The organism is Halomonas sp. XH26 (assembly GCF_024138895.1).
GTDB lineage: Bacteria > Pseudomonadota > Gammaproteobacteria > Pseudomonadales > Halomonadaceae > Vreelandella > Vreelandella alkaliphila.
The window spans coordinates 2,214,216-2,225,922 of the sequence record NZ_CP071889.1; the positions used below are offsets into that span (position 1 = coordinate 2,214,216).

Below are 11,707 nucleotides of genomic sequence, written 5' to 3' on the forward strand. Positions count from 1 at the left end.
CTTTGTTGTTGTGTTACGACGTACGAATGAAATACTTACAGAGCGTTTAGTGTTGTTAATGCTGTAGTGCACATACTGCGAAGCTGATGCTGCGTTTATGATCTAGATTGGCGTTATACCCCCAGCATAGTGTTGAGATGGTCTCGACGTGACGGAAGCTGCTCAGCGCTAATTTCTTCAACAATTTGGCCGTGATCCATTACAAAATGGCGATCTGCCAGCGGCGCTGCAAAACGGAAGTTCTGCTCCACCAGAACAATGGTCATACCGCGCTCTTTCAGTTGAATAAGCACTTCGCCAAGTTTTTGCACAATAACGGGGGCTAAGCCTTCGGTAATTTCATCGAGCAGCAAAAGACGCGCACCAGTGCGTAGAATGCGTGCCATGGCAAGCATCTGCTGCTCACCGCCAGAAAGCCGCGTCCCCTGGCTTCTGCGACGCTCGTAAAGGTTAGGAAACATGCCGTAGATTTCATCTAGGCTCATTCCACCAGAGCGAACTGTCGGTGGAAGTAATAAATTCTCGTGCACATCCAAGCTGGCAAAAATACCGCGCTCTTCGGGGCAGTAACCAATACCAAGCCTTGGAATATGGTGCGCCTTCATATTCAGCGTTTCGTTGCCATTAATCACAATCGAGCCGGTGCGACGCCCGACCATATTCATAATGGACTTCAGGGTAGTACTACGTCCCGCGCCGTTGCGACCCAGCAGCGTAACCAGCTCCCCACGCTTAACATCGAAGTTCACGCCGTGAAGAATGTGTGATTCACCATAGAAAGCGTGCAAGTCTTGCACTCTCAGCATTTCTAGCGTTTGGGAATCGGCTAGCTCGTTGGTTTCATAGGCTTCAGCGGTATTCATACGGCAGCCTCCTCTTCAGCAGCTTCACTGCCCATATAAGCCTCGCGCACTAATGGATTGCGGGAAACCTCTTCATAGTTACCTTCGGCCAACACCGCGCCGCGGGCTAATACCGTAATACGGTCACAAAGCCTGCTAACCACGCTCAAATTGTGCTCCACCATCAAAACGGTGCGCCCTTTCGAGACACGCTTAATCAGCGCGACGATACGGTCAACATCCTCAGCCCCCATGCCCTGGGTCGGCTCGTCCAACAGCATCATGGTAGGATCAAGCGCCAGCGTGGTGGCAACTTCCAGTGCGCGCTTACGGCCGTAAGGCATTTCTACCGTTAATGTATCGGCGTATTCACGCAGGCCTACCTCATCAAGCAGCTCTAACGCACGCTCATTAAGGTGATCTAGCGACTTCTCTGATTTCCAGAAGTGAAACGATGTGCCTAATTGACGCTGTAGCGCTACTCGGACGTTTTCCAGCGCCGTCATGTGCGCAAACACCGCTGAAATTTGAAATGAGCGCACGAGACCCAGCTGTGCGATCTCATTGGATTTCTTGCTGGTAATGGGCTTACCGCGATAAAGAATTTCTCCACGTGTGGGCGGCAGAAACTTGGTTAGCAAATTAAAAACGGTGGTCTTTCCAGCACCGTTGGGACCAATCAGGGCGTGAATATGCCCTTCCTGAACTTGAAGATTAACGTCATCCACGGCGGTAAAACCGCGGAATTCTTTGGTCAGCCCTCTGGTCTCGAGCACTGGCCCATTAAGAACATCGTCTGCACGCATGGAGTGGTAAGCCTCTTTTTGTTCTTGTGTTCGGGTGTTCTTGTATCCGGGTGTTGGGTGCTGACATTTCACCAACTGCGTCACCAAGTGAAACTCGTTAGCCGGCAACACACCCTTACCTGAACGTAAGGTGTAGGTGCAAACTAGCAATCACTTGAGGGGTATTACAATTACAACTTTGGTCTACGCTTCTTTAACGTTTCTTCACATTAACAATCTAAATTATTATTTTTCAATAGCTTATAAAAAAATCAAGGAAAACAAAAAAGCACAACTACTGCTTTACGTTAACGTAAACTTGTTTTAGCCTCATGGTCAGTGTTCCATAGGGACATTCCCCTATCGACGAGAACAATGATCATGAGCAAAACCTACACGATCAGTGAATTGGCCAGCGAGTTTGACGTTACCACTCGAAGCATTCGCTTCTATGAAGATCAGGAGTTACTCCACCCTGCTCGACGTGGCCAAACACGCATCTACAGCAGCAAAGATCGCGTGCGCCTGAAATTAACGCTACGCGGTAAACGACTCGGCTTTTCCTTAGCAGAAATTCGCGAACTCTTTGAGCTGTGGGATGAAACCCGCAGCGGCAGCGAAAAGCAGCTGCATTTGATGCTAAGCAAAATCAGCGAGCGTAAATCGGCTCTAGAACAACAAATGAAAGACATCACGATGGTGCAGCTGGAACTTGAAAGCGCTGAAATCCGCTGCCGCCAGGCTCTTGAAGAACTCAATGAAAAACCTTCTTTAACGACGAAAAGCTCCCTTTAACAATGACAAGGTGATTGACCATGTTTTCACACTATTCAGAACTCAATTTCGGCCTCGACGATGAACTGAACATGCTGCGCGAGCAGGTCAATGCCTTTGCCGCTAGCGAAATTGCCCCACGCGCTGCTGAAATCGACCGCAACAACGAATTCCCAAATGATCTGTGGAAGAAGTTTGGCGACATGGGTCTATTGGGGATTACCGTATCTGAAGAAGATGGCGGTAGTGGTATGGGCTATCTTGCCCACTGTATTGCGATGGAAGAGATTTCCCGGGCAAGCGCCTCTGTCGCACTCTCCTATGGCGCGCACTCAAACCTGTGCGTCAATCAGTTAAAGATCAATGCCAGCGCTGCACAAAAAGAGAAATACCTGCCCAAGCTGATCAGCGGTGACCACGTAGGTGCACTGGCAATGTCAGAGCCAGGTGCGGGGTCTGATGTCGTGTCAATGCAGCTACGCGCCAAGCTGGATGGCGATCATTACATCCTTAACGGCAACAAGATGTGGATCACCAACGGCCCTGACGCCGACGTATTAGTGGTGTATGCCAAGACCGACCCGGAAGCAGGCTCTAAAGGCATTACAGCGTTCATTATTGAAAAAGGCATGCCTGGCTTCACTACGGCACAGAAGCTCGACAAGCTGGGTATGCGCGGCTCTAACACCTGCGAACTGGTTTTCCAAGACTGTAAAGTACCGGTTGAAAACGTACTGGGTGAGGTCGGTAAAGGGGTTCGCGTTCTCATGAGCGGTTTGGATTATGAGCGCACCGTTCTGGCTGCTGGTCCTATTGGTATTATGCAAGCCGCCATGGACGTCGTGCTGCCCTACATTCATGAGCGCAAGCAGTTCAACCAGTCGATCGGCGAGTTCCAGTTGGTGCAAGGTAAAGTGGCGGATATGTACACCACGCTGAACGCTTGTCGCGCCTACTTATATGCCGTTGCCGGAGCCTGCGACCGCGGACAGACCTCGCGTAAAGACGCAGCGGGCGTGATTCTTTACTGTGCAGAGAAAGCCACCCAAGTTGCCCTAGATGCCATTCAGCTGCTCGGCGGCAACGGCTACATCAACGAGTACCCCACCGGTCGCCTTCTGCGCGATGCCAAACTGTATGAAATTGGCGCGGGCACCAGCGAAATTCGCCGGATGCTGATTGGCCGCGAACTCTTCACCGAAACAAAGTAAGGGCCGCGCCATGAGCACACTCTCTACACAGATCAATCCCCGCAGCGATGTCTTTCAAAGCAACGCAGCATCCATGCTGGGGGAAGTTTCTAAGCTTCGAGAATTGACCGCTGCCGTCGCCCAAGGTGGCGGCCCCAAGGCGCGTGAACGCCACGAAAGCCGCGGCAAGCTATTTGTGCGTGACCGTATCGATCACTTAATTGACGAAGGCTCGCCATTTTTAGAGTTTTCCGCCCTGGCAGCCCATCACGTTTACGATAGCGACGTGCCTGCGGCAGGCGTGGTAACGGGCATTGGCCGGGTATCTGGCGTTGAGTGCGTGATTGTGGCCAACGATGCCACGGTAAAAGGCGGTACGTATTTTCCGCTCACGGTGAAAAAGCACCTGCGCGCCCAAGAAATCGCCCGCAAGCACCGTTTGCCGTGCATCTATTTAGTCGATTCCGGCGGCGCTTTCTTGCCCCGCCAAGATGAAGTGTTCCCCGATCGCGATCACTTCGGGCGCATCTTCTATAACCAAGCCACGATGTCAGCAGAGGGCATCCCGCAAATAGCGGTGGTCATGGGCTCCTGCACGGCTGGCGGTGCGTATGTACCCGCCATGGCGGATGAATCAATCATCGTTAAAGAACAGGGCACGATTTTCCTGGGCGGCCCGCCGTTAGTGAAGGCGGCCACGGGCGAAAACATTAGTGCAGAAGACCTGGGCGGTGCCGATGTGCACGCCAAAATCAGCGGCGTAGCCGACCACTACGCTGAAAATGATGCCCATGCTCTGCAGTTGGCGCGCGCTTGCGTGTCCCGTTTAAATTGGCAAAAGCGCGGCAAATTAGCCATGCAAGCGCCCAAACCTCCCAAACTCGATCCCAGCGAACTTTACGGCATTGTTGGCACCGACCTTAAAAAGCCTTACGACGTTCGCGAAGTCATTGGTCGAATTGTCGATAGCTCTGACTTTGATGAGTTCAAGCGCTACTACGGCGACACCTTGGTAACCGGCTTTGCACATATCCATGGCTATCCGGTTGGCATCGTGGCGAACAACGGCGTGCTGTTTTCAGAGAGCGCGGTAAAAGGCGCGCACTTTATCGAGCTTTGCGCTCAGCGCAAGATTCCGCTGGTGTTCCTGCAAAACATTACTGGCTTCATGGTCGGCTCTAAGTACGAGCATGAAGGCATCGCTAAGCACGGTGCGAAGTTAGTGACTGCCGTAGCATGCGCCAAAGTACCCAAGTTCACCGTTTTGATTGGCGGCAGTTTTGGCGCAGGTAACTACGGAATGTGTGGTCGCGCTTATGACCCCAACCTGCTTTTCATGTGGCCCAACGCGCGTATTTCGGTAATGGGCGGCGAGCAGGCGGCAGGCGTACTCTCGCAGGTCAAACGTGAGCAGTATGAGCGCGATGGCCGCGAGTGGAGCAAAGAGGAAGAAGAGGCCTTTAAACAGCCCACTCGCGACCAGTACGAGCACCAGGGTCACCCCTATTATGCTAGCGCCCGCCTATGGGATGACGGCGTCATTGATCCACTTCAAACCCGCGACGTATTAGGGCTTTCTCTAGCCGCGGCCATGAATGCTGAAGTAGAAGAGACGCGCTTCGGCGTGTTCCGGATGTAAGGGCGAACACTATGGCTTACTCAACGCTACTGATCGAAGAAGGCGTGGCGCGCCTGACGTTAAACCGCCCAGAGGTGCATAACGCCTTTGACGACAGCCTGATCGCTGAACTGAACGCCCATTTAGACGAATTACACGCGCTGGCCAACGCCGGTGACGTTCGGGTGGTGGTGCTTGGCTCTGAAGGTAAGAGTTTCTCTGCTGGCGCTGATCTCAACTGGATGAAGCGCATGGTCGATTACGGCTTGGAAGACAACCTAGCGGACTCACGCAAACTGTCGGCGCTTATGTTCGGGTTAGACACCCTACCTTGCCCTACCGTTTGCCGAGTTCAGGGAGCGGCCTTTGGTGGCGCGGTGGGTCTAGCCGCCTGTTGCGATCTGGTAATCGCTTCAGATAAAGCTAAATTCTGCCTGTCGGAAGTAAAAATTGGCCTATCGCCCGCGGTGATTAGCCCCTATGTTCAGCGCGCGCTTGGCGAACGCCAAATGCGCCGTTACGCACTCACTGCTGAAGTGATGGATGCGCCAACGGCGATGGCGCTCGGCTTGGTTCACCAAGTGGTGGAACACGATGCCTTGGATAGCGCCGTAGATGCCATGCTCGACACCCTGCTGGGTGGTTCTCCCCAAGCCCAACGGGCAACCAAAGCACTGCTGGCAAGCGTGGCTCAGGCACCCGACAGCGACGCCACCCGAGAACACACCTGCCAAGTGATCTCCAAACTGCGGGTGAGCCAAGAGGGTCAAGAGGGCTTAGCTAGCTTTTTTGAAAAACGCCGCCCTGCCTGGACGCAACCGTCTGGCCTTCAAGAACCCAACACTGCTGCGGAGCCACGCTCATGACGCTTGACCTTACTAAATTCGACACGTTGCTAGTGGCTAATCGCGGTGAAATTGCCTGTCGCGTAATGCGCACCGCCCGCCGCATGGGGCTGAAAACGGTTGCCGTTTATTCAGATGCCGATGCCACGGCTCGCCATGTACGCGAGGCCGATGAAGCCGTTCGCTTAGGCCCTGCCGCCGCCCGCGAAAGCTACCTTAATGTTGATGCGGTTATCGATGCCGCCAAACGCACTGGCACTGGCGCCATTCACCCCGGCTACGGCTTTCTTTCAGAAAACGGTGGGTTTGTTAAAGCCCTTGAGCAAGCGGGCATCATCTTTGTTGGCCCCCCTGCGTCGGCAATTGCCGCGATGGGCGATAAATCTGCCGCGAAAGCGCGTATGGCCAATGCGGGCGTACCGCTGGTGCCTGGGTATCATGGTGACGACCAGGATGATGCGCTGCTGCGCAGCGAAGCCGACAAAATCGGTTATCCAGTGATGTTGAAAGCCAGCGCCGGTGGTGGTGGTAAAGGCATGCGCGTGGTTGAAAGCGGCGAAGGATTTAAGGCAGCGCTTGATGGCTGTCGGCGCGAATCCAGCGCCGCTTTCGGCGACGACCGTATGCTGATTGAGAAATACCTAGTGCAGCCTCGTCACGTCGAAGTACAGGTATTCTGCGACCGCTACGGCAATGGCGTGTACCTATTCGAGCGGGATTGCAGCGTGCAGCGCCGCCATCAGAAAGTCATAGAAGAAGCGCCCGCCCCTGGCATGACGCCCGAACTGCGCAGTGCGATGGGCGATGCTGCCGTTCGCGCGGCAAAAGAAATTGGCTATGTGGGCGCAGGTACTGTGGAGTTTCTGCTCGATGCCGACGGCTCGTTCTACTTTATGGAAATGAATACGCGCCTGCAGGTTGAGCATCCCGTTACTGAAATGATTACCGGCCAGGATTTGGTCGAATGGCAGCTGCGCGTTGCGATGGGCGAACCACTCCCCTGCACACAAGACGAGCTGACCATCACCGGCCATAGTTTTGAAGCGCGCCTGTATGCCGAAGACCCGGAGCAAGATTTCCTACCGGCTACCGGTTTGTTGACTCGCTTCGCCTTGGATTTAGAAGGTGCCGACTTAGATAGCGATCGGGTGCGTTTAGACAGTGGCGTGGAAAGTGGCGATGTGGTTTCCATGCACTACGATCCCATGCTGGCCAAACTGATTGTTCACGGCGCTGACCGGGATGCGGCGCTGGCCACTCTCAACCGCGCTTTGGCGGCGCTGGATGTACAGGGCGTGGTGACGAACCGCGCCTTCCTGCAACGCTTGGCAAATCACCCCGGCTTTAAAAACGTCGAGCTCGACACGCGTTTTATCGAACGCAACGAAGCCACCCTGTTTGCTCCGCGCAGCTACTCTACCGAAGCGTATGCCAGCGCCGCGCTGATCGGCCTGAACCAACTGGCCCAAGAGTGCGAGAGCGACTCTCCTTGGGATCGCCATGACGGCTTCCGCTTGAATGCCCCCCATACCATTCGTATTGCGCTATGTGACCCGGCAAGTGCCCAGGCAGCCGACAGCGACGCAGCGGTGGTGATTGTTGAAGGTAAGCGCGAAAGCGGCGAATCGCTGTGGAATCTGACCATTGGTGATCAAACGTTGACCGCTAGCCTACAATCGCTGACAGGTGATGCGGTAGCCGTCACGCTAAACGGCCACCGCCGCCGTCTACAGGCACGCCGCGATGGCCATATCGTGGTGATGGCTGAACCCAGTGGCGAAACACGCCTCTTCTGGCGACGCATCGATGCCATTGACCACGGTCACCATGAAGCGGAATCAACGCTGACTGCCCCCATGAATGGCACCGTTGTCGCGCTGCTGGTAGAGCCTGGCGCGGCGGTCGAGAAAGGCATGCCGTTGATGGTCATGGAAGCGATGAAGATGGAGCACACCATGACCGCGCCTGCCGACGGTAGCGTGGAGACGTTCCACTTCCAGTCGGGCGATACCGTGAGTCAAGGTGACGTGCTACTCGACTTTGCCCCCAGCGAATAGGAGCTAACCGATGGCACTACCTACGTCTATTAAACTGTTTGAAATGGCCCCCCGCGATGGCCTGCAAAACGAACCGGGCACCCTAGTGCCCACCGCCACCAAAATCGAACTAATCGAACGGCTGGCGAATGCTGGCCTTACCCATATTGAGGCCGCCAGCTTTGTCTCGCCAAAATGGGTACCACAAATGGGCGATGCCAGCGAAGTTATGCGCGGTATTGCCCGCAAACCCGGCGTGGTTTATTCGGCGTTAACGCCTAACCTGAAAGGCCTGGAAGGAGCACTGGCAGCCGGCGTTGAGGAAGTAGCGGTATTTGGCGCCGCTTCTGAGGCGTTTTCTCAGAAAAACATCAACTGCTCGATTGCTGAGTCGCTGACACGCTTTGAGCCAGTGCTTGCGCGAGCCAACGAAGCAGGTGTGCGGGTGCGTGGCTATGTGTCCTGCGTGCTGGGCTGCCCCTATGAAGGGGATATTTCACCGCAAAAAGTTGCCGAGGTAGCCAGCGCACTTTATGAGATGGGCTGCTATGAAATCTCTCTGGGTGACACCATCGGTGTCGGCACGCCGCTAGCCGCTAAGCGGATGATTGAGGCTGCCCGTCAGCAGGTGCCTATCGAGCATTTAGCGGCCCATTTCCATGACACCTATGGCATGGCGCTAGCTAACTTATATGCCGTAATGGAAGAAGGCGTGAGCGTGATTGACGCAGCGACTGCAGGGCTTGGTGGCTGCCCCTATGCCAAAGGTGCATCCGGCAATGTGGCCACAGAAGACGTACTTTACCTGCTGGAGGGGCTGGGCATTAAAACCGGCATAGACCTCCAGGCAGTGATTGATACAGGCGTCTGGATCACTCAGCAGCTTGGTCGCAAGCCCAGTTCTAAAGTCGCGTTGGCCATAAGTACGGTTAGCTAATAATAAATATAGAAGCCAACTGCTTTCTTCCCGTTGAGACAAAAAAAACAGTTCGGAGAGACATCCATGGCATCACCTGCACACACCCTACCTAGCTACACCAGCAGCACCGCAGATAAGCCGCTGCTGGGCATGACCATTGGCGATAAATTTGATCAAATCGCCGCACAGTATCCCGACAACGACGCGCTAATCGCCCTTCATCAGAACATTCATTGGAGCTACCGCCAGCTTCAGGAAGAAGTTAACCGTTGCGCACGTGCGTTGCTGGCCATTGGCGTAAAAAAAGGCGACCGGGTTGCCATCTGGGCACCAAACTGCTGCGAATGGACCCTAACCCAGTTTGCCACCGCCAAGATTGGCGCCATCTTAGTCAACATTAACCCCTCTTATCGTACTCATGAGCTGGATTACGCGCTTAATCAATCCGGTGCGCGCTTTTTAGTCACTGCCAATCAATTCAAAAGCTCTGATTACACCGCCATGCTGTTTGAGCTCGCGCCTGAGCTAAATAGCAGCGCAGAGGGTCAGCTAAAAGCACAAAAGCTACCTGATCTTGAGTGCATCATTAATCTGAGCACTGACAAGCATAGTGGTATGTGGCGCTGGGAAGACTTCATTAACGAAGCCAACAAGGTCAGCCAGACGGATGTTGATGACCTGCAGGCCACGCTACAGTTTGATGACCCGATCAATATTCAGTACACCTCGGGCACAACGGGCTTTCCGAAAGGCGCGACGCTCTCTCACCACAACATCCTCAACAATGGCTTCTTTGTTGCCGAAAGCATGGGCTTTACCAGCGAAGACCGCTTGATCATCCCCGTACCGCTCTACCACTGCTTCGGCATGGTGATGGGTAACCTGGGCTGCATGACCCATGGCGCGGCGATGATTTATCCGGATGAAGGGTTCGACCCCGGTAAAGTGCTAAAAGCGGTACACGAGCAAAAAGCCACCGCGCTTTACGGCGTACCCACTATGTTCATCGCCGAACTAGAGCACCCCGACTTTGCCACTACTGATTTTTCCACGCTGCGCACCGGCATTATGGCGGGTTCTATTTGTCCTGCTGAAATCATGAAGCAGGTCATCGAAAAGATGAACATGAAAGGCGTACAGATCGCCTACGGCATGACAGAAACCAGCCCGGTTTCCACCCAAACCGGCGCTAACGACACCATTGATAAGCGCGTTTCCACCGTTGGCCGCACCCAACCCCACCTGGAAAGCAAGATCGTCGATCCTGGCAACGGCGGCATTCTGCCCCGTGGTGAAATTGGCGAGTTATGCACCCGTGGCTACAGTGTGATGCTAAAGTACTGGAACAATGACAAAGCCACGGCTGAAGCCATTGATGAAGCCGGTTGGATGCATACGGGCGATCTTGCCACGATGGACGAGGAAGGCTACATCCAGATCGTTGGCCGCATTAAAGACATGGTGATTCGCGGCGGTGAGAATGTATACCCTAAAGAGATCGAGGAGTTTTTATACGCCCACCCTGCGATTTCAGAAGTACAGGTCACCGGTGTTCCGGATAAGAAGTATGGCGAAGAGTTAATTGCTTGGGTGAAACTCAACAGCAGCGCAGGAGAAGTCACTGGAGAAGACCTGCGCGAGTACTGCAAAGGCAAAATCACTCACTTTAAGATTCCTCGCTACTTTAAATTTGTTGATGAGTTCCCGATGACGGTAACCGGTAAAATTCAGAAATTTAAAATGCGCGAAATTTCTATCCAAGAGCTTGGGCTTGAGGATCAAAAATAACCCTTTAATTAACGCCGGCCCGTGGTCGGCGTTAATTTTTGTAAGGTATTGAGACACCAACATGTCCACTCAACAGCAGCTAGCAGAGCATTACCACCAAGGGTTACGCGATGACGCTATCCTTAGACAAATTCACACCCATTACCCCGATGGCCCAACGCTTCACCAACTTGCCCCGCTAGACCAGCTACATATCGGTGGTATTGCCGCCTCTAAAAAGCTGCTTAACCTACTTGATCCTTCACAACATACAAAGGTGCTTGATATAGGCTCAGGCTTAGGCGGATTAATGCGTCAAGGGGCAGCGCTAGGTTTTCAACTTACCGGTTTAGATATCACCCACCGCTTTAACGTACTTAATCAGGCACTGACTAACTTATCGGCTTCTCCGGCAAATTCGTCACTTAGCTGGGTTACCGGAGATGCCTGTGAATTACCCTTTCCGGAGAACACATTTGATGCCGTGCTATTTCAGCACAGCCTGATGAACATGCCCGACCCGGCCCGCGTTATTGCCGAAAGCCGACGAGTGCTACGCCCAGGCGGCAAGCTTGTCATGCATGAAGTCGTTAGTGGTAAAAACTTTGCCGAATTGCGCTACCCGGTTCCTTGGGCAGCATCGCCAGAGCATTCACACTTACTTTCGATGACTGAACTGACTGACTTGCTGGCAGCAAACGGCTTTCAGCTCCAGCACAGTGAAGATTGGAGCAGCACTGCGCTTGAGTGGCGTCAGCGACAGCGACAAAAAGAGCAAACGAATACCGTCGCCGTGCTTTCTCCGCAATGGGTATTTGGCGAGCGCTTTTTGAAAATGGGTAAAAATCTGCTAGAAAACTTATCAAATAACGCAATTAATGTGGTAGAAATCAGCGCCCGTTGCTAGGCTGATTAAGATAACTTCCTTAGT

At 53.6% G+C, this 11,707-nt stretch carries 10 protein-coding genes; 8 read left to right on the forward strand and 2 right to left on the reverse strand.

Annotation, left to right across the window (positions count from 1 at the left end):
• Positions 1 to 113: 113 nt before the first annotated feature.
• Positions 114 to 863, reverse strand: a complete 750-nt coding sequence (locus tag J4377_RS10280) for an ABC transporter ATP-binding protein (RefSeq protein WP_038485120.1) — start codon at positions 861 to 863, stop codon at positions 114 to 116.
• Positions 860 to 1,648: an ABC transporter ATP-binding protein gene (locus J4377_RS10285; RefSeq protein WP_038485123.1), complete on the reverse strand. Its 789-nt coding sequence runs from the start codon at positions 1,646 to 1,648 to the stop codon at positions 860 to 862. Before J4377_RS10285 ends, J4377_RS10280 begins: the two co-directional genes overlap by 4 nt.
• 360 nt (positions 1,649 to 2,008) lie before the next feature.
• Between J4377_RS10285 and J4377_RS10290 the strand changes: the two genes are divergently transcribed.
• The 8 genes from J4377_RS10290 to J4377_RS10325 all read left to right on the forward strand — a co-directional run bounded on the left by J4377_RS10290 (position 2,009) and on the right by J4377_RS10325 (position 11,683).
• The gene (locus J4377_RS10290) at positions 2,009 to 2,422 is read left to right on the forward strand and encodes a MerR family DNA-binding transcriptional regulator (RefSeq protein WP_009724565.1); all 414 of its coding nucleotides are present in this window, start codon (positions 2,009 to 2,011) and stop codon (positions 2,420 to 2,422) included.
• Positions 2,423 to 2,442: 20 nt separating this feature from the next.
• Positions 2,443 to 3,612: an isovaleryl-CoA dehydrogenase gene (locus J4377_RS10295; RefSeq protein ID WP_038485126.1), complete on the forward strand. Its 1,170-nt coding sequence runs from the start codon at positions 2,443 to 2,445 to the stop codon at positions 3,610 to 3,612.
• 10 nt (positions 3,613 to 3,622) lie between these two features.
• Positions 3,623 to 5,230: a carboxyl transferase domain-containing protein gene (locus J4377_RS10300; RefSeq protein WP_038485129.1), complete on the forward strand. Its 1,608-nt coding sequence runs from the start codon at positions 3,623 to 3,625 to the stop codon at positions 5,228 to 5,230.
• Positions 5,231 to 5,241: 11 nt separating this feature from the next.
• A complete protein-coding gene (locus tag J4377_RS10305) occupies positions 5,242 to 6,075 on the forward strand; it encodes an enoyl-CoA hydratase/isomerase family protein (protein WP_038485132.1) in 834 nt (277 codons plus the stop codon).
• On the forward strand, positions 6,072 to 8,111 hold the full coding sequence (locus J4377_RS10310) for an acetyl/propionyl/methylcrotonyl-CoA carboxylase subunit alpha (RefSeq protein ID WP_038485134.1): 2,040 nt from the start codon (positions 6,072 to 6,074) through the stop codon (positions 8,109 to 8,111). The genes J4377_RS10305 and J4377_RS10310 overlap by 4 nt, the downstream gene beginning before the upstream one ends.
• Before the next feature lie 10 nt (positions 8,112 to 8,121).
• Complete coding sequence (locus tag J4377_RS10315; RefSeq protein WP_198349096.1) at positions 8,122 to 9,027, forward strand: hydroxymethylglutaryl-CoA lyase; 906 nt, start codon at positions 8,122 to 8,124, stop codon at positions 9,025 to 9,027.
• Positions 9,028 to 9,093: 66 nt separating this feature from the next.
• Positions 9,094 to 10,797 (forward strand): AMP-binding protein, encoded by a 1,704-nt coding sequence (locus tag J4377_RS10320; protein WP_095603109.1) that lies wholly within the window; start codon positions 9,094 to 9,096, stop codon positions 10,795 to 10,797.
• A gap of 61 nt (positions 10,798 to 10,858) precedes the next feature.
• Positions 10,859 to 11,683 (forward strand): class I SAM-dependent methyltransferase, encoded by an 825-nt coding sequence (locus J4377_RS10325; protein WP_038485143.1) that lies wholly within the window; start codon positions 10,859 to 10,861, stop codon positions 11,681 to 11,683.
• Positions 11,684 to 11,707 lie beyond the last annotated feature (24 nt).